Consider the following 17,331-nt stretch of genomic DNA (forward strand, 5'->3'; position numbering starts at 1 on the left):
GAAGGCCCCGGTGAGCAATCACCGGGGCCTTCCTGCGTTCGGCACCATGGAAGCGCGATGGGGGCGGGGATAGGGCGGGGGGACGGATGGGCCGGGGGGCTTGAGCAGGGCAGGCACGGGCAGGATATCTCGCGGGTGGTGAATACGCTTCGCGTGGTGTGCGATGCGTACCCGTGTGTTTCTCTGTGGTTGCAATCTGGTGGCAGTGCAACGTCCTCAGAACCCCATGTTTTCCGGAAGCGGCAGCTGGTGCGCTACGGAAGGGATGCAGCCCGTGCGTCTGCAAGTGTGCACTGATGAAAGGTAGGGATAACACTCATTGTCAGCGCGGGTTCTTGGACTTAACTTGATCGGGATTCTGTTGACTGCGCGCTCGAACATCTGGCCGCCGCATGGCTGCCCCTTTTTTCACCTTTCGTCGGTTGCCTTGGGGGGGAACATGTTCCGCAAGTTTACCATCGCCAAACGCATCTATGCCCTGTTCTTCATCATGACCCTGTTTCTGGCCGGGATGGCCATGGGGTTGTACTGGGTGGCCGATCACATTGCCGGGGCGGGCATTGCAACCGCCAAAGAGGCCATGCTCTCGGCCGAGAAGAACCGCATTCAGGCCCTCACGCATGCCCTGGCCGTATCCCTGGGGGATTTGTCCGCAGGGCTCGGCGAAGAGGAGCAGCGCCAGGTTATCGGCAAGGGCGTCGAGCGGGTACGCTTTGAAGCGGACCAGTCCGGCTATTTCTATGTCTACAAGGGAACCGTGAACGCCGCACACCCCGTGCAGAAGCAACTGGTGGGCAAGGACCTGGGCGACACCAGGGACCGCGAGGGCAAGTACTACGTGCGTGAACTTTCGCGCGTGGCCGCTGCGGGCGGAGGCTTCGTTACTTTCGTATTCCCGAAGCCGGGCATGGGCGACCAGCCCAAGCTGGGGTATGCCGAAAGCATTCCGGGTACACCCTTCTGGGTGGGCACCGGCATCTACCTCGACAATATCCAGGCCGCCGAAGCACAGGTGGCCGATTCCATGGAGCAGGTACGCACCCGCGAGGTGCTGTACACCTACGCCGTTGTGCTGGGGCTGCTCTTGTTCGTGGGGCTGCCGGTGGCCTACCTGCTGGCGCGGTCCATTGTGCTGCCGCTGCGCGAGGCCACCCGCACCGCGCAGGACATAGCGGCGGGCGATCTTGACCGCCACATTGCCGTGGAGGGCGAGGACGAGGTGTCCGCCTTGCAGTCGGCCCTGGATGTGATGGTAACCACCCTGCGTAGCAACATCGAGCGCATGAGCGCCCAGCAGGACGAGGCGCGCCGCCTGGCCGCAAACGCCAGCGAGGCCGCCCGCAACGCCGACGAGCAGGCCCGCACTGCCATGGCCTCCAAGGAGGGCATGCTGGAGGCGGCAGTACGGTTGCAGCGCATGACCGAAGACCTTGGCGTGTCCGCGCGCGAACTGGCCAGCCGTTCGGCCACCCTGTCAGAGGGGTCGCGCGCGCAGACCACCCGCGTGGCCGAAACTGCCACCGCCATGGAGCAGATGAATGCCTCGGTCATGGATGTGGCCCGCAGCGCCGCCGATGCCGCCCGCGAGACGGAAGCCTCGCGCGAGCGTGCCCGCCAGGGGGCAGAGGCCGTCACTGCCACCATGGACGCCATGGGCGAACTGCGCCAGCTTGCCGAAACCCTGCACGAGAACATGCGCAGGCTGGGCGGCCAGTCCGAGGCCATCGGCACCGTCATGAGCGTCATCAACGACATTGCGGACCAGACCAACCTGCTGGCCCTCAACGCCGCCATCGAGGCCGCCCGCGCCGGTGACGCCGGACGTGGCTTTGCCGTAGTGGCCGACGAGGTGCGCAAGCTGGCCGAAAAGACCATGAACGCCACCCGCGAGGTGGGCGAGACCATCAAGGGCATCCAGTCGCTGACCGCGGCCAATGCCCGCAGCATGGATGATTCGCTGCGGGCCATGGAGCTGGCGGAGCGTCGTTCCGCCGATTCTGGCGAGGTGCTGCGCGGCATTCTGGACATGGCCGTGCGCGTCACCGGGCAGGTCCAGGCCATTGCCGCCGCCGCCGAGCAGCAGTCCGCCGCGTCGGAACAGATTACCCGCAGCCTGGCCCAGGTGGATGGCATCGCTCGCGACAACGGTCGTCTGGTCACCGAGGAGGACAAGGAAATCCACGATCTCGGGCGCATGGCTGAAGACCTGCGCGGGCTGGTGACGGAGTTGCAGCGCAAGGCCGGATAACCCGGCTGGCGTGCGCGCCGGTTTTCTCCTTCCCCCACCGCACGCAAGACGGCCCCGGCAGCATGCAGCTGCCGGGGCCGTCGTCGTTTCCGTCCTGCTGGCGCAGCCTACATTGCGTCGCTGGCGTCCAGCTGGTTGATCTGGTCTTCCACGGCCTGTTCCAGTTCGCGGGGCAGACCCATGATGTCCACGTTCAGGAAGCCGCGCACGATGGTCGAGGTGGCTTCGTCCTCGTCCAGGCCGCGCGCCATGAGGTATTCGATCTCTTCCTGCGCGATCTTGCCGACGGCCGCCTCGTGGGACAGTTCCACGCCGTCCACGGTGCCTTCCAGCTCCGGAATGGCGTGGATGATGCCGTTGCCGAGGATCAGCCCCTTGCACTCCAGGTGGCCGCGCGCGGGTACCTGATAGGCACCGATGTGCCCCCGGTTGATGATGGTGCCGCCGGTGGTCAGGGTGCGGGCGATGATTTCGCCGCGCGTGTCGGGCGCGTTGAGCAGGATGCGGTTGCCCGTGTCCACGTACGAGCCTTCCGGCGCCACGATGACCGAGTTGAACCGCGCCACCGACCCGCGCCCGGCAAGGGTGAGGGTGGGGTACATCTGCAAGTCCTTCACGGGCTTGAGCAGCACGTAGTTGTTCACCAGTACCGCGTCTTCCTCAAGCATCCCGGCGGAGCGCGGGCGCACCGCCGTGTCTTCGCCCCAGTTGTGGATCATGGTGAAGGTGAGCTTGCCGCCCTTGTGCACGAAGAATTCGGAGACGCCCAGGTGCGCCGCCTCGCGCGTGCCGTGGGCCGTGGCGCAGCCGGTGATGATGTGCATCTCGGCGCCTTCTTCCACGATGACCACGTTGTGCACGTTCTGGCCCACGCCGTTGCCCTTGATGAACAGGCACGACTGCACGGGCGCCTCGATCTTGGCCCCCTTGCGGGCGCGGATGAAGTAGCCGCCGTGCAGGTGTTCCGCCGCCGCGCGGGTGTATTCGTCGCGGTTGGGATCCACCATCTTCCAGAAGTATTGCGGCAGGCCGTCATAGGTCTTGAGGGCCTGCTTGATGTCCATCAGCTCCAGGCCTTCCTGGGTGGACTTGCAGTGCACGCCGCTGTGGTTCATGTGCATGAACGAGCCGCTGCGCTCCTTGGCATTCACGTCGATGCCCGCGTACAGCAGCCGCTTGCGGTCGAATTCGTCCAGCGTGGAAAGGTCGGGGATGGTATCGGCCTGCGCCCCTTCGAAGCTGTAGCGGGTAAGGTCCACGTTCTTGAAAGCCATGGCTACAGCGCCTCCTTGATCTGGCCGAGCGATGCGTCGCTGTCGAGGCAGCGCAGGCATTCCTGATAGCCGTACTTGCTGACGTGGTCGAGGATGTCGCGGGGGCGCGCCTCGCAGCACAGGTGCCCGTCGTACATCACCTGGCCCCGGTCGGCATTGACGTATTCGAGAATGTAGCCGGTGTGGGTGATGATCAGGCCGGAGGTCTTGCAGCGGGCCTTGTGCTGCTTCATGGAGCAGGACGCGGGGGGCATGCCGTCCAGCAACTGTCGGGCGGTCTGGCCGATGAGGGCCATGTTCTCGAGGTCCACGCCCGATTCCGGTTCGTCGAACAGCACAAGGTCGGGCCGCTGGGCCATGAGCTGGAGCATTTCGGACCGCTTGATCTCGCCGCCGGAGAACCCGGCGTTGACGTCACGCTCCAGGAACCGGTCGAAGTTCACCTTGCGGGCCAGGTCTTCCACGTCCACTTCACGCTCGCGGGCGCACATCTTCACCAGCAGGCCGGTCTTCAGGCCGTGGATGGTGGGCGGGCGCTGGAACGACATGCCGATGCCGAGGCGGGCGCGCTCGTACATGGGGGCATGGGTGATATCCTGCCCCTTGAAGAGTATCTGGCCCTGGGTGACGGTATAGTTGGCGAAGCCCATGAGGGTCATGAGCAGGGTGGTCTTGCCGGAGCCGTTGGGACCAAACAGGATGAAGGTCTCTCCGGCTTCTATCTTGAGATCGATGCCTTTCAGAACCTCTACGTCGCCGATGCAGACGTGCAGGTCGCGTATTTCGAGCATGATGGACCCCTTGCGATGTTTTGCGCGGTGTGCGGCCCGGCGCGTGTTCCCGTTGCGGCCCCCTTCGCGGTGGCGAAGGAGCGGCATGACGGGCGAAACGGCGCAAACCGCCGCGCGGCAGCCCGAAACTTATGCGGCATACCCCCCGGTAAGTCAATGCGAGGAACCCTGCGGAAAACGTGAGGAAGCACTCGCATCCTGGCGGAAAGAAAGGGAGGGCGGTTGGGCCACGTCGCCGCACGGGGGCGAGCGAAGGATGCAACGGCAAGGTTGTGTGTGGGGGGAGCGGACCGTCAGCGGGGATGCGCGGCGAGGTGGCGGAGTGAGAGGCAGCTTGCAGGGCGAATGATGGTGCGCGGCAGGGCGTGCGCCCGGCCTGCGCCCCGCCGGTCATGCCTCCGGGTCGTGCGGGGCGCGGATGACACCTCGGCCCCGGCCCTCGGGAAACCGGCAGTAGTAGCAGCGGCCCTTCTGGCGGAACAGCGGCAGCAGCACGAACCCGGCCACGAAGCCGCCCAGGTGCGCCCACCATGCGATGCCTGCGCCGTCACTGCCCAGCGAGGTCAGTCCGGACAGCAATTGGGTGACGAACCATATGCCCAGGTAGACCACGGCGGGCAGGTCGAAAATCAGCGGGATGAACAGCAGCGGCACCAGCGTGGTGACCCGCGCGTGCGGATACAGCAGGAAGTACGCCCCCAGTACCCCGGCGATGGCCCCGGACGCCCCCACCACCGGCACGGTGGACGAGGCGGAGAAGACCATGTGCGTCAGCAGCGCCGCCAGCCCGCACGTGAGGTAGAAGATCATGAAGCGCACCGGCCCCATGACGTCCTCTATGTTGTCGCCGAAGATCCACAGCGTCCACATGTTGACCAGAAAGTGGCCCCAGCCGCCATGCAGGAACATGTGCGCGGCGAAGGCGATGAAGCCCCCCGGCGGGTAGCCGGAGGTCAGCGCCCAGTCCGGGTGGGCGAAGCGGGCGGGCACCACCCCCAGGACGTGGAACAGGCGCAGGGTTTCGCCCGGCGTCAGCGTCTGCTGCCACAGGAACACCGCGAGATTGACGGCAAGAATGCACCACACCGACCACGGGGTGTGCACGCGGGGGATGGTGTCGCGCAGGGGAAACATGCGCTAGCGTCTCATGCCTGCCACAGCGAGGCAAGGTGCGCGGCCAGGCGGGCATCGCGCGCGGCGCGCAGGCGGGCCAGTTCGGCCACCAGGCCGCGCGTGCGGCGGGCCAGGTCTTCCGGCGTGCCGGAATTGTCCACCACCAGGTGGCAGGCGCGCATCTTGTCGGCCTCTGGCCATTGCCAGGCCTCCATGGCGGCGATCATGTCCGGCGGCCAGCCGCGATGCGTTTCCAGCCTGCGGGCGCGTTCGGCAAAGGGGCAGTGCACCCCGACGAGAAGAACATTCGGCAGGATGTTCGGCTGTGTGCCCGTCTTCCAGCCCGCCTCCAGAAACAGCGGCACCTCGGCCACGGCCACGGGCGCGCCCGCCGCCTCTGCCTGCGTGAAGAACTGGTCCATGTCGTGCCGGGCCAGGGGGTGGATCATGTCCTCCACCTCGCGGCGCAGGGCGGTGTCCACGCGCATGGCTTCGAACAGGGCGCGTTTGTCCACCGGTCCGGCGGGGTCGGGCACGAAACGGTCTCCGTAGCGGCCCCGCAGCATGTGGTGCCCGCCGCCGCCCGGCTCGTACAGCCGTGCCACGGCGGCGTCGGCGCTCCACACCGGCAGGCCTGCCTCGTCCGACTGGCCAAGCATGCGCAGGAGGGCGGACTTGCCGCAGCCCGGCGACCCGGTCACCACCACCCGCTGCATGCGCCGCGACAGGCGCAGCGCCAGCGCGGCGAAGTCCGGCGGGGGCGGGCAGGTGAAGTGCATGTCATCGCCCGTTTCCGGGTGGCGGAAGGACAGGTGCCAGGCGTGCAGCATCTGGCGCGGGGGAAATTCCGGCAGTTCGCGACCACCGGGCGGCACGGTGTCCGCCGGGCCGTACACGGCGTCCTGCCACAGGGGGTGTCCCAGATGGGCCATGTGCACCCGTATCTGGTGGGTGCGCCCGGTGAAGATGCGCACCGCCACCAGGGCGAAGCGCCCGTCCGGGTCGGCCAGCAGCACCCGCCACGCCGAGCGGGCGGGCTTGCCGCCCCGGTTTTCCGGCACCACGGCCATCTTGACCTTGTGCAGCGGGTGGCGACCGATGGGCGCGTCGATGTCGCCTGCCGCCGTGGGCACGCCGTGCACCAGGGCCAGGTATTCCTTGTGCACCTGCCGTTCCGCGAAGGCGCGCGACAGTTCCAGCCGCACCGCCTCGGTCAGGGCCACCAGCAAAAGACCGCTGGTATCCTTGTCGATACGGTGTACGATGCCGGGGCGAAAGCCCTCTTGCGCGGCCAACTCGGGAAAGTGGCGCACCAGCCGGTGCACCAGCGTGCCTTCCGGGCAGCTGGGGCAGGGGTGCACGGTGAGTCCGGCGGGCTTGTCCAGCACGGCGATGGCCGCGTCGCGGTACAGAACGGCCAGTTCGCCGTCTTCGGGAGTGACCTTGGCAACGGGCACGGCAAGGACGAGGGTGACCGTTTGCCCCGGCTCCACGCGGGTGTTGGGCACGGTGCACGCGCGGCCCTGCACGGAGGCAGCTCCGTCGCGGATGGCCCGCTTGACCTTCTCGCGCGAGACGGCGTCGCCGTGACCGTCCCTTTCACGCAGTTCGGCCATGACGTCGCCCAGAAAGCGGTCCAGCCGCTGCCCGGCGTGTTCGGGGCCGACGGTGAAGGAATGGGTGCGCGTTTCTGCCGGAGGGGGGGGTAAATTCGACATGTTTGGCAACGGTTGTGCTTTCGCTTGACCGACGGGGGCGTGTTTTTTACAACCTGTTCGTTTGGGGGGCAAGCGTCCCCGCACACCGAGACAGACAAGGAGACCTATCGTGGCCGTAACCGTGGTGAATCATCCGCTGGTCAAGCACAAGCTGGGCATCCTGCGCCAGCACGACGTGCCGGTAAGCGAGTTCCGGGCCATTTCCAACGAAATATGCCGCCTGCTTACCTACGAGGCCACCAAGGACCTCGAAACGGAGAAGGTCACCATACAGGGGTGGGCCGGGCCTGTCGAGGTGGACCAGATCCGCGGCAAGAAGATCACCGTGGTGCCCATCCTGCGTGCCGGCCTTGGCATGCTGGACGGCCTGCTGGACATGATTCCCGGTGCCAAGGTGAGCGTTGTCGGCATGTTCCGCAACGAGGAAACTCTTGAGCCCGTGAAATATTACGTGAAGCTGGCCAAGAACATCGAAGAGCGCATGGCCATCATCATTGATCCCATGCTGGCCACCGGCGGCACCCTGAACGCCACCATCGACCTGCTGAAGGAAGCGGGCTGCCCGCAGATCAGGGGCCTGTTTCTGGTGGCCGCGCCGGAAGGCATCAAGAAGGTCACCGATCGTCACCCCGACGTGGACATCTATGTGGCGGGCGTGGACGAGCGGCTCAACGAGCACGGATACATCCTGCCCGGCCTTGGTGATGCGGGCGACAAGATATTCGGCACCAAATAGGGCGCACCACGGGGCGGGACAGCATATGTCCCGCCCCTTTTTACGGGGGGGCCTCGCCGCTCCCCGCCGTGTGCCCGCATCCGGGGGGACACGGCACGGACCCAGGTTTTCCGCAGCAAGGCGGCAGGGCGTTTGCCCGGACCGATCCTTGGCGATCGGCCAGGCCAGGCGCCCCGCAACGGCCCAACGTCCGCGCGCCGCGCGCATGCACACACCACATCAGCACTTTTCGGAGAGGGCAATGGCCAGAAAGACCATCCAGGTGGAGGAGAAGGTACCGTTTCTTCAGGGTATTCCCCTGAGCTTCCAACACCTTTTCGCAATGTTCGGGGCATCCGTTCTGGTGCCCACCCTGTTCAAGATAGACCCGGCCATAGTGCTGCTGATGAACGGCATCGGCACCCTGATCTACCTCGTGCTCTGCAAGGGCAAGGCCCCGGCCTTCCTGGGGTCCAGCTTCGCCTTCCTGTCGCCGGTGTTCGTGGTGCTGGGCGCGGACCCGACCATGTGGGGGGCCAACTACTCCTACGCGCTGGGCGGGTTCATCGCCTCGGGCTGCATCTTCATCGCCGTGGCCCTGATCATCTGGAAGTTCGGGCCGGACTGGATCGGCGTGGTGCTGCCGCCCGCCACCATGGGGCCCATCGTGGCCCTGATCGGCCTTGAACTGGCCGGGGTGGCCACCGGCATGGCGGGCGTCATGCCCGACGCCAATGGCGTGTACAATTCCACCGCCATCATCATTTCCATGACCACCCTGCTCACCGTGGCCTTCGGCTCGGTGCTGTTCCGGGGCTTCATGGCCATCATCCCCGTGCTGACCGGCATCGCCGTGGGCTACGTGGTGTCCATGGCCCTTGGCGCCGTGAACTTCGGCGGCGTGGCCACCGCCCCTGTGCTGGCCACCCCCACGATGTACGTGCCCAAGTTTGACATCAACACCATCCTGATCATCATTCCCGCCGCGCTGGTGGTCATTTCCGAGCACATCGGCCACCTGGTGGTCACCGGCAACATCGTGCAGCGCGACCTGACCCGCGACCCCGGCCTGCACCGTTCGCTCATGGGCGACGGCGTGTCCACCGTGCTGTCCGGCTTCTTCGGTTCCGTGCCTACCACCACCTACGGCGAAAACATCGGCGTCATGGCCATCACCCGCGTGTACTCGGTGTGGGTCATCGGCGGCGCCGCCGTCATCTCCATCCTGCTGGCCTTCGTGGGCAAGCTGTCCGCGCTCATCCAGTCCATCCCCACCCCGGTCATGGGCGGCATCTGCATCCTGCTGTTCGGCGTCATCGCCGCCTCGGGCATCCGCATGCTGGTGGAATCGCGCGTGGACTACTCCAAGCCCGCCAACCTCACCCTGACTGCCATCGTGTTCATCACCGGCATCAGCGGCGTGCCGGTGCAGGTCGGCTCGGTGCAGCTCAAGGGCATGGCCCTCGCCACCGTGGTGGGCATGATCCTGTCGCTGATCTTCCACGTGCTGGATCGCAGCGGGGTGGCCAGCAGCCAGACCGATTTGTAAGAGTACTTGGAGATAATCGGGGGAAGGAAAGGGGCTTTGGCGCTCTGCGGTCGTCATCCGTAAGACTCGCGTTGCGCGCTCGCCTAACGGTTGCCGCTCCCTCCCGCAAACGTTTCATTTGGTCTTTTGCATCCCCGTCGCAGTAACGCGGCGGGGATGTTTTCTTTGTGAACGATGAGGCGGGATGGTGCTGAATCGGGAGGTTGGACGATATGTTCATAAAAAGATATTGTTCAGAAAATATGAACATGCTAATTAGATGAACAAAGACGTGCGACATCAAAGGAGACAGAAGTGGAATCCAAGGAAAACAGCATCATCCGGCGATGCGTCGAGCAACTGAAGGCCGTGGCTGGTGTGGACGTGACGGGGCAGGTTGCGGAATTCGCGCTGGACAGGGGATTCGATCTGGCTCTTGACGTGTCTGGAAAAGGTGCAACTGCTGCTCGTTACATCGTCGAAGTCAAGACGCGTTTCAACAAGATGTCGTTTGAATTGATTCGCCAGCGCTTTCTGCTCGTTGGTGGCGAAGGTGCCAGGCCTTTGCTGTTTGCGGACTTCATCTCCAGGAAGCTTGCCGAACAATGTCGGGCCGAGGGGGTGGAATTTGTCGACAGTGTCGGGAACATGTTCATAAATCTTGATTGGCTGAAGGTGTATGTTGCCGGTAATGAAAACGATGCGAAGGTAGACGCCAGGGCCTCGCTAGCAAGTGTTGCAGCAATGAAAGTAACGTACGCACTGCTGGTGAAGAAGGATAGCGCCGGGGTGCCGCTGCGTGACATGGCGCGATGGGCGGGGGTGTCGCTTGGTAGCGTGGCTGCCGTGTACAAGGAATTGCGGGCGCAGGGGTTCCTGCGCGTGCGCGGTGGCCCTGATGGGGAAACCCGTGATCTGCTTGGCATGCAGCGTCTTTTTGACCGCTGGATAGCCGGATACGAGGACAGGCTGAGGCGAAAGCTTGTCGTCGGGGTATACAGGACGGCGGGAGGGGCGGTGGCTGAATTGCCGGAACGCCTGGCTGGGGGAAGGGGGGAAGGTATCCTGATCGGCGGGGAGTTGGGGGCGACCTTGCTTGAACGGGGCATACTGCATCCTGGCGCCGCAACATTGCATATTCCGGACACGATAGTCGACGCACGGAAGTTGGCGGTGCAACTCCGGCTGATTCCGGACAAGGGGGGGAATGTCACGTTCCTGAAGACGTTCGGTGATCTCAATGGGGGCGGAGGGGAGAAGGGATACCCGGAACTGGTCAATCCCCTATTGTTGTATGCGGAACTGCTCCGGATCAATGACCCGCGTACAAGAGAATTCACGGAGAAATTCCACAGCGCCAGGATAAAGGGGGTGTATGAAGCATGATCGAGCAAGGGGAGTACGAGGCTCTGCGCGATTTCGTGGGTGTTGCGGAAGGGCGACAGGTACCGTTTGTCCTGATTGGGGCCGGGGCACGGCTGCTGCTCATCGACTGGAAGGACAATGTGTATGACAGGCGCCGTACAGAGGATTGGGACTTTGGCGTCCAGTTGGCTGACTGGAGTGCTTTTGGCGGATTGCATGCGGCATTGCTGGGGTCTGGAAATTTCGCAGCCTGCAATGTTATGCATAGGGTAAAGCACCATTCGGGCGTCACGGTGGATTTTGTGCCTTTTGGCGACATTGAGAAGCCGGAAGGGGTCGTGACATGGCCGGATAGCGCGGTAATGACCGTGTGTGGATTCCCGGAGGCGATGCGGCACGCGAAACGTATTGATGTCGGACATGGCGTGAGCGTGCCCATTGTGACGGTGCCGGGCTTCGTTCTGCTGAAACTGTTTTCGTTCAGTGAACGTTGCGGCAATGATAAGGCAAAGGACCTTCAGGATATTCACTATGCGGTCAGTTGCTACGGAACAGGTCGGGAAGAAAGGATATTTGACGAGTTGAGCGACATGCTGGCGCAAGGCGCGCTGGGTTTTGACCGCGCGGGCGCATACCTGCTCGGAAAGGATGTGGCGGGCATTGCCCAAGCTGGTACTTTGAGCAAGGCGCTGGGGATTCTTGGGGGAATGTGCGGAGATGGTGTTACGCTGGATTCTCTGGTTTCATGCGGCACCATGGGCGAAGGCGAGGAAATTGCGGAAAGGACAAATGTTTACGCGCTGTTTGCCGCCTTCAAGAATGGTATTGAAGAATGCGGCAACCTTGTTGCAATGGCCGGGTAATGGAATGATCACTTTGAATGGAGGGAGGTGTCGGCTCACACGCCGTTGCAACGCGATGCAAAACGGCCCGCGCTTCACGAGAAGCACGGGCCGCGTCATTTGAACAAGGGACCGAGCGGGTGCCCTACAACCCGCCGCGCGCGGCGATGTGCCGGGTCAGTTCCGCGAACACGCCGTCGATGTCGAGGGCGGTGGTGTCCACCGTCACGGCGTCGTTGGCGGGGCGTAGCGGGGCCACGGCGCGGTTGCGGTCCATGTCGTCGCGTTCGCGGATCTGGGCGGCAATGGTGGCAAGGTCGGCGGGCTGGCCCTGCGCTTCCAGTTGCTGGCAGCGGCGGCGGGCGCGTTCCTCCGGCGTGGCGTCCAGGAAGAACTTGTGGCGCGCCGCGGGAAACACCACGGTGCCCATGTCGCGGCCTTCCACCACCAGGGCGCACGAGGCCCCCAGCGCCTGCTGTGCGGCCTTCAGCCGTTCGCGTACCACCGGCAGGGTGGCGATGCGCGAGGCCAGCGCGGCCACTTCCTCGGTGCGGATTTCCTCGCCCACGGGCACGCCGTTGCAGGACAGCACGGAAGCGCCGCCCGCGCCGGACAGCGCGAAGCAGAAGCCTTCCAGCCGGGCGCGCAGGTCGCCTTCCGGCAGTTCATGCGCGCCGGGCCCCAGCTTCCAGGCCAGGGTGCGGAACATGGCCCCGGTGTCCAGATAGGCCACGCCCAGCGCGTCGGCCAGCCGTTTGGCCAGGGTGGTCTTGCCCACGCCCGCCGGGCCGTCCAGGGTGACCACCGGGACGACGGGGGATGCGGCGGGCGAAGCGTTGGCGGCAGCGGCCTTGCCCGCGCAGGAACAGGCGCGACAGGTATCAGGCATGGGCCATGATCTCCCCGGCAGCCTTCAGGAACGCCGCGTTCTCGTCCGGGCTGCCCACGCTGACGCGCAAAAGGTCCGGCAGGCCATAGCTTTTCAGCGGGCGGATGATGATGCCGCGCCGCAGCAGTTCCTCGAACAGGTGCGCCGCGCTCTTGCAGGACGGGGCCGGGCGGAACATCACGAAGTTGGCCTTGCTGGGGTACACGTGGCAGCCCTGCGCGGTCAGCCCCGCCGTCAGTGCGGCGCGCCCCTCGCTGGTCACGCGCAGGGTTTCGGCGCGGAACACGTCATCCGACAGCGCGGCCAGTCCTGCCTCTTCGGCCAGAATGTTCACGCTGAACGGCAGCCGCACCCGGCGCAGGTAGTCGGCCAGTTGGACGGGCAGGATGCCGTAGCCAAGGCGCAGCCCGGCCAGCCCGAAACTCTTGGAAAAGGTGCGCAGCACGGCCAGGTTGGGGAATTCGTCGATGCGCCCCAGCAGCGAGTGGCCCGCCTCGTCCCCGCAGAAATCCATGTACGCCTCGTCCACCACCAGCAGGCAGCCGGGGGGCAGGGCGTGGGCCAGCCGTTCCAGGTCGGCCACGGGCGGGCAGAAGCCGGAGGGGTTGTCCGGCGTGGTCACGAAGACCACGGCGGTGGCTTCGTCCACCAGCGCCAGCAGGCCGTCCCAGTCGAAGGAAAAGTCCGCCGCCAGCGGCGCCTGCCGAAACTCCACACCCGCAAGGCGGGTTTGCAGTTCATAGATGCTGAAGCACGGGTTGAACGCCACCACGTTGTGCACGCCGGGCACGGCTCGTACCCGCACGATGAGGTCGATGATCTCGTCCGATCCGTTGCCCGCCACCACGCGTTCGGCGGGCACGCCGTGATGCGCGGCGATGGCCGCCGTCAGGCGCGGGTTGCCGGACTGGGCATAGCGGAAGGCCAGGTTCGCCTTGTGGCGCAGGGTGTGCTGGACCACCGGCGAGGTGCCCAGCGGATTTTCGTTGCTGGCCAGTTTGATGACGTGCGCAAGGCCGTACCTGTCGCGGATTTCGTCGATGGACAGGCCGGGGGTGTACGGCTTGAATCCGCACACTTCGGGACGCACGGCGCTGGGCGAGGCCAACTGAAGGTCCGTGGGGGCGCCTGTGTCGGTACCGGTCGCGGCGGACGTGTCGGCTGATTTGACGGCACACATGAGGGAACGTGCTCCTTCGTTGGGGCGCGGCGGGGCGGGGTGCGCCCGCCGTCGCGGAAGACCCCTCAGATAGTCCAAGGCGCCCGCACTGCGCAAGAGGCGGCGCGCAGCCGGGGTGTGCCAGCCCTTGCCCTGCGTGCGCGGTCCCTGCCTCCCCTGCACCGGACGCATGCCATGCCCGGCCCCTTGCCCCCTTGCCCCCTTGCCGCTGTCCGTCGGGTGCGTGTATCGTGAAGAATGGCCGCGTGACCGCACGCGGCATGTACTCCTGGATTGGCGGCAAGCGGCCCGCGACCGGGACGATTTTCGTCGGATACTCACGGGACAGCATATACGGAGGCGGACATGATCGGCCGAAACGATACGGACAGGTTTGCGCGCGGTACCGGCAGGCCCCGCGTGGTCATCGTGGGCGGCGGCTTTGGCGGGCTGTGGGCGGCGCGGCGTCTGGCACGGTCGGGCCGGGTGGACGTGGTGCTGGTGGACCGCAACAACTATCACACCTTCCTGCCGTTGCTGTACCAGGTGGCGGCGGCGGAGATCGAGCCGGAGCAGATCGCCTATCCCCTGCGCGGGGTGTTCCGGAGGCAGCAGCGGGTCAGCGTGGCGCTGGCGGACGTGCGCGGCGTGGACGCGGCACGCCGGGTGCTGCACACCGACGGGCCTGATATTCCCTACGACCATCTCATCCTTGCGCCCGGCAGCCTTACCTCGTTCTTCGGGGTGCCGGGTGCGGCAGAGAACGCCTACACCCTGAAATCGCTGGAAGACGCGGTGCGGCTGCGCAACCACATCCTGGCCTGCTTCGAGCGGGCCAGCCTGACGGAGGACCCAGCCCGGCGCGCCGCGCTGCTCACCTTCACCGTGGTGGGCGGAGGCCCCACCGGGGTGGAATTCGCCGGTGCACTGGCGGAACTGGTGCGCACCCCGCTGGCGCGCGACTTTCCGGAACTGGCGGGCAAGACGCCCCCGCGCATCGTGCTGCTGGAGGTGGCGGACGGCCTGCTGACCGGCTTTCCCGAACAGTTGCGCACCTATGCCCGCGACCGGCTGGCCCTGATGGGCGTGGAAGTGCGCACCAGGGCCGGGGTGGCCGAGGTTGGCCCCACCGACGTGCGCCTGGGCGAGGGGCTGCGCATCGCCACCTGCACCGTGGCCTGGACCGCCGGGGTGCGCGGGCACGACGTTGCCGCCGCCATGGGCCTGCCCGTGGGGCGTGGCGGGCGCGTGCCGGTGCTGCCCACGCTTCAGGTGGACGGACACCCGGAAATCCACGTGGTGGGCGACCTTGCGCTGCCGGATGGGCAGAACCCGCCCATGATCGCCCCCAACGCCACCCAGCAGGGCCGCCACGCGGCGGCCAACGTGCTGCGCCTGTTGCAAGGGGGCAAGGCCAAGCCTTTCCGCTACCGGGACAAGGGGGCCATGGCCACTATCGGGCGGCAGGCGGCGGTGGTGCGGCTGGGGCGTTTTGCCTTTTCCGGGCTGGGTGCGTGGGTGCTGTGGCTGTTCGTGCACCTGGCCTATCTGATCGGTTTCCGCAACCGGCTGTTCGTGCTGGTGAACTGGGCGTGGGACTACCTGTTTTTCGAACGGTCGGTGCGGCTCATCCTGCCGCGCGTGGCCATGGATGATGCGGTGTGCGAGGCCCCGCCGGAAGTGGCGGAAGCAACTGATGCCGGGGACGCGGGTCCGGGAGGCTCGGGGGATTCCGCCGGGACGTAAACGCCACGCAGGCGGGCCTTCCGTCCGGATCGTGCCTCCGGCAGGGGGCTGAAGAAACGGGAAAAGGGCCGCCGCGAACTGTTCGCGACGGCCCTTGCTCTTGCCTTCTTGCTGCTGTTCCTTGCCGCACCCGGCGGTGCCGTGGCGTCCGGCACACGGGCAGGTGCGGTCAGGCCACCGGAGTCGCGCGGGCCGAAGCCGCACGGACCAACCAAGAGGCCCGAAGCCGTTCAGCCCGGAACTACGCCGAAGGGCGGATGGTCAGCACTGGCTGGCGGGCGCTCTTGACCACCTTTTCCGCCACCGAGCCGAACAGGATGCGGTCCAGGCCCTTGCGGCCATGGGTGCCCATGATGATCACGTCCGCGCCTTCCTTGTCCGCGATGCCCAGGATTTCTTCCGCCGCATAGCCGGTGACGATGCGGCCTTCGGCCTTGATGCCCGGAAAGTTTTCGGCCACGAACGATTCCATGGCCTTTTCCGCGCCGGAAACGATTTCGCCCACGAAGTTCTCGATGGAGTTCGGCGGCACGTGAAAGCCCACGTACTGGCTGAGCGAGGGCGCTGCGTACAGCACCACCACCGATCCGCCGGTCATCTTGGCGAGAGAGGCGGCATATTCGGCGACATCCTTGCTGTGCTCGGAAAAGTCCACCGCGCAAAGAATCTTCTTGAAGTCCTTCATGGTGTTTCTCCCAGGTTACGGGTTCCGTGCCCCTCGCGGGGCCGGGTGGCAGTCTGAACCTCTTCGTATACTTACAGTATGCCTTGAGGGCGAAATAGACAAGGGTCGATTTGATGCGTAGTGTTGCCTTGTGGGCAAGCCGTGCCGCCCGGCAGCTTTTTCCCGCCTTTCGCGCCGTTGCAAGCCCGTTGTGCTGGGGGTGGGCCAGAAATTTCAGCATGTTGCGCGCGTGGCCCCCGTGGCAGGGTTCTTGCTTGACCACGGGCGTACCCTGCATGCACGACATGCGCTACATCCCTGACATGGGGGACGTCATGAAGATCGGCACGGAACAACTGGAGGCCCTGCAACGGCAGGAGTCGACGCAACGAAAGAGCACCGGCGGCGCCAATGCCGTCGGCGACTTCGGCGCGCTGCTCTCGCAAGAGCTTGGCGGAACCGAATCGGCGCAGTCCGCTGCGTCGGTGGTGCCGCCGGGGGCCGCGGGCATCGACCCGCTGCTCATGGTTTCGTCCGTGGATGGTGTTGACGCCACTGCGGATTCGACCGGCCTCGACCAGGCCATGGAGCAACTGGACGGTCTGCTGAACAACTGGGACGCCTATGCCCGCGAACTGGGGCAGGGGACGTCAACCGGAGGACTGCGTGATGCGTACTCGATGCTGCAAGGCATCGACAGTTCGCTGCGTGACCTGAAGCAGACCATGCCCAACCTTTCCGACCACGAAGGGCTCGCGGCCGTGGTCAACGAACTCGAAGTGATGGCCGCCACGGAGAAGTTCAAGTTCAACAGGGGCGATTACGCCTCGTAGGGCTGTCGCCGCCATGGTCCTTTTGCCCTCTGCCTGCGTCAGAATGTTTTTTGTTCCGGTCGAATACGATAAGAGTATGCTCCCGTAACAAAAAAGCTTTCTTCCTTGGCAGAGAACAAAAATCCTCATGGCGGTAAAAGTCTGGGCGTATCGTTTTTTTTTGCGGGGATCCCCTGCGGAAGAATCCTGAGTTGCCTTGATGCCATGCCCGCGTTCGCTTCGGCGGGGGCAGGACATGGCCAGCGGCATGAACGTCGCGCCTTCGGGCGCGGCGTTTTTCATTTTTTTGCAGGGAGATACGAAGAACAGGACGCAGACGGGAAAGGGTAAATTCAAACAGGCGGCATCGAAAGCGGCATCGGCAATGGCGGCATGGGCCGCTTGCGGGGTGGGTGACCGGCCTGGGGCCTGCCGGGCGGAAGCCGGTTCGTCGGGCAGGGGTCGGG

At 65.4% G+C, this 17,331-nt stretch carries 14 protein-coding genes; 7 read left to right on the plus strand and 7 right to left on the minus strand.

Annotation, left to right across the window (positions count from 1 at the left end):
* The first annotated feature begins 439 nt into the window (after positions 1-439).
* A complete protein-coding gene (locus ABWO17_RS08385) occupies positions 440-2,248 on the plus strand; it encodes a methyl-accepting chemotaxis protein (protein ID WP_353117511.1) in 1,809 nt (602 codons plus the stop codon).
* Between the two features lie 107 nt (positions 2,249-2,355).
* Here ABWO17_RS08385 and ABWO17_RS08390 read toward each other — a convergent pair whose 3' ends face one another.
* The 4 genes from ABWO17_RS08390 to ABWO17_RS08405 form a co-directional block, all read right to left on the minus strand.
* Entirely contained in the window at positions 2,356-3,522 is a 1,167-nt protein-coding gene (locus ABWO17_RS08390; RefSeq protein ID WP_353117513.1) for a SufB/SufD family protein, read from the minus strand.
* A gap of 2 nt (positions 3,523-3,524) precedes the next feature.
* Positions 3,525-4,313, minus strand: a complete 789-nt coding sequence (locus ABWO17_RS08395; protein WP_353117515.1) for an ABC transporter ATP-binding protein — start codon at positions 4,311-4,313, stop codon at positions 3,525-3,527.
* A gap of 390 nt (positions 4,314-4,703) precedes the next feature.
* On the minus strand, positions 4,704-5,447 hold the full coding sequence (locus ABWO17_RS08400; RefSeq protein ID WP_353117517.1) for a rhomboid family intramembrane serine protease: 744 nt from the start codon (positions 5,445-5,447) through the stop codon (positions 4,704-4,706).
* A gap of 11 nt (positions 5,448-5,458) precedes the next feature.
* Positions 5,459-7,144: a dephospho-CoA kinase gene (locus tag ABWO17_RS08405; RefSeq protein ID WP_353117518.1), complete on the minus strand. Its 1,686-nt coding sequence runs from the start codon at positions 7,142-7,144 to the stop codon at positions 5,459-5,461.
* 109 nt (positions 7,145-7,253) lie between these two features.
* Between ABWO17_RS08405 and upp the strand changes: the two genes are divergently transcribed.
* From upp to ABWO17_RS08425, 4 genes are all read left to right on the plus strand, one after another.
* Complete coding sequence (gene upp, locus ABWO17_RS08410) at positions 7,254-7,880, plus strand: uracil phosphoribosyltransferase (protein WP_353117520.1); 627 nt, start codon at positions 7,254-7,256, stop codon at positions 7,878-7,880.
* Between the two features lie 241 nt (positions 7,881-8,121).
* Positions 8,122-9,408: a uracil permease gene (uraA, locus tag ABWO17_RS08415; RefSeq protein ID WP_353117522.1), complete on the plus strand. Its 1,287-nt coding sequence runs from the start codon at positions 8,122-8,124 to the stop codon at positions 9,406-9,408.
* A gap of 294 nt (positions 9,409-9,702) precedes the next feature.
* Positions 9,703-10,773, plus strand: coding sequence for a type IV toxin-antitoxin system AbiEi family antitoxin (locus ABWO17_RS08420; protein WP_353117524.1), 1,071 nt, complete (start codon positions 9,703-9,705; stop codon positions 10,771-10,773).
* Positions 10,770-11,615, plus strand: coding sequence for a hypothetical protein (locus ABWO17_RS08425; RefSeq protein WP_353117526.1), 846 nt, complete (start codon positions 10,770-10,772; stop codon positions 11,613-11,615). The genes ABWO17_RS08420 and ABWO17_RS08425 overlap by 4 nt, the downstream gene beginning before the upstream one ends.
* A gap of 124 nt (positions 11,616-11,739) precedes the next feature.
* On the opposite strand, the gene cmk is transcribed toward ABWO17_RS08425, so the two are convergent.
* Both cmk and hisC read right to left on the minus strand, forming a co-directional pair.
* Positions 11,740-12,483, minus strand: coding sequence for a (d)CMP kinase (gene cmk, locus ABWO17_RS08430; RefSeq protein ID WP_353117528.1), 744 nt, complete (start codon positions 12,481-12,483; stop codon positions 11,740-11,742).
* Positions 12,476-13,663 carry a histidinol-phosphate transaminase gene (hisC, locus tag ABWO17_RS08435; protein ID WP_353117530.1) on the minus strand — a complete coding sequence of 396 codons (1,188 nt, stop codon included), beginning with the start codon at positions 13,661-13,663 and terminating at the stop codon, positions 12,476-12,478. Before hisC ends, cmk begins: the two co-directional genes overlap by 8 nt.
* Before the next feature lie 345 nt (positions 13,664-14,008).
* On the opposite strand from hisC, the gene ABWO17_RS08440 reads away from it, so the two are divergent.
* Positions 14,009-15,388 carry an NAD(P)/FAD-dependent oxidoreductase gene (locus tag ABWO17_RS08440; protein ID WP_353117532.1) on the plus strand — a complete coding sequence of 460 codons (1,380 nt, stop codon included), beginning with the start codon at positions 14,009-14,011 and terminating at the stop codon, positions 15,386-15,388.
* Between the two features lie 241 nt (positions 15,389-15,629).
* Here the strand turns inward: ABWO17_RS08440 and ABWO17_RS08445 are convergent, their stop codons facing one another.
* On the minus strand, positions 15,630-16,073 hold the full coding sequence (locus tag ABWO17_RS08445; RefSeq protein ID WP_353117534.1) for a universal stress protein: 444 nt from the start codon (positions 16,071-16,073) through the stop codon (positions 15,630-15,632).
* A 284-nt stretch (positions 16,074-16,357) separates the two neighbouring features.
* On the opposite strand from ABWO17_RS08445, the gene ABWO17_RS08450 reads away from it, so the two are divergent.
* Positions 16,358-16,885 carry a hypothetical protein gene (locus ABWO17_RS08450; protein ID WP_353117536.1) on the plus strand — a complete coding sequence of 176 codons (528 nt, stop codon included), beginning with the start codon at positions 16,358-16,360 and terminating at the stop codon, positions 16,883-16,885.
* The last annotated feature ends 446 nt before the right edge of the window (positions 16,886-17,331 follow it).

This window comes from Nitratidesulfovibrio sp., from assembly GCF_040373385.1.
Lineage (GTDB): Bacteria > Desulfobacterota > Desulfovibrionia > Desulfovibrionales > Desulfovibrionaceae > Cupidesulfovibrio.

Excerpts from the sequence above, each read along its gene's own strand:
- ABWO17_RS08385 (WP_353117511.1), top strand. The coding sequence starts at position 440 with ATGTTCCGCAAGTTTACCATCGCCAAACGCATCTATGCCCTGTTCTTC.
- ABWO17_RS08390 (WP_353117513.1), bottom strand. The coding sequence starts at position 3,522 with ATGGCTTTCAAGAACGTGGACCTTACCCGCTACAGCTTCGAAGGGGCG.
- ABWO17_RS08450 (WP_353117536.1), top strand. The coding sequence starts at position 16,358 with ATGCGCTACATCCCTGACATGGGGGACGTCATGAAGATCGGCACGGAA.
- ABWO17_RS08405 (WP_353117518.1), bottom strand. The coding sequence starts at position 7,144 with ATGTCGAATTTACCCCCCCCTCCGGCAGAAACGCGCACCCATTCCTTC.
- cmk (WP_353117528.1), bottom strand. The coding sequence starts at position 12,483 with ATGCCTGATACCTGTCGCGCCTGTTCCTGCGCGGGCAAGGCCGCTGCC.
- ABWO17_RS08445 (WP_353117534.1), bottom strand. The coding sequence starts at position 16,073 with ATGAAGGACTTCAAGAAGATTCTTTGCGCGGTGGACTTTTCCGAGCAC.
- ABWO17_RS08425 (WP_353117526.1), top strand. The coding sequence starts at position 10,770 with ATGATCGAGCAAGGGGAGTACGAGGCTCTGCGCGATTTCGTGGGTGTT.
- ABWO17_RS08400 (WP_353117517.1), bottom strand. The coding sequence starts at position 5,447 with ATGTTTCCCCTGCGCGACACCATCCCCCGCGTGCACACCCCGTGGTCG.
- ABWO17_RS08440 (WP_353117532.1), top strand. The coding sequence starts at position 14,009 with ATGATCGGCCGAAACGATACGGACAGGTTTGCGCGCGGTACCGGCAGG.
- hisC (WP_353117530.1), bottom strand. The coding sequence starts at position 13,663 with ATGTGTGCCGTCAAATCAGCCGACACGTCCGCCGCGACCGGTACCGAC.
- ABWO17_RS08395 (WP_353117515.1), bottom strand. The coding sequence starts at position 4,313 with ATGCTCGAAATACGCGACCTGCACGTCTGCATCGGCGACGTAGAGGTT.
- uraA (WP_353117522.1), top strand. The coding sequence starts at position 8,122 with ATGGCCAGAAAGACCATCCAGGTGGAGGAGAAGGTACCGTTTCTTCAG.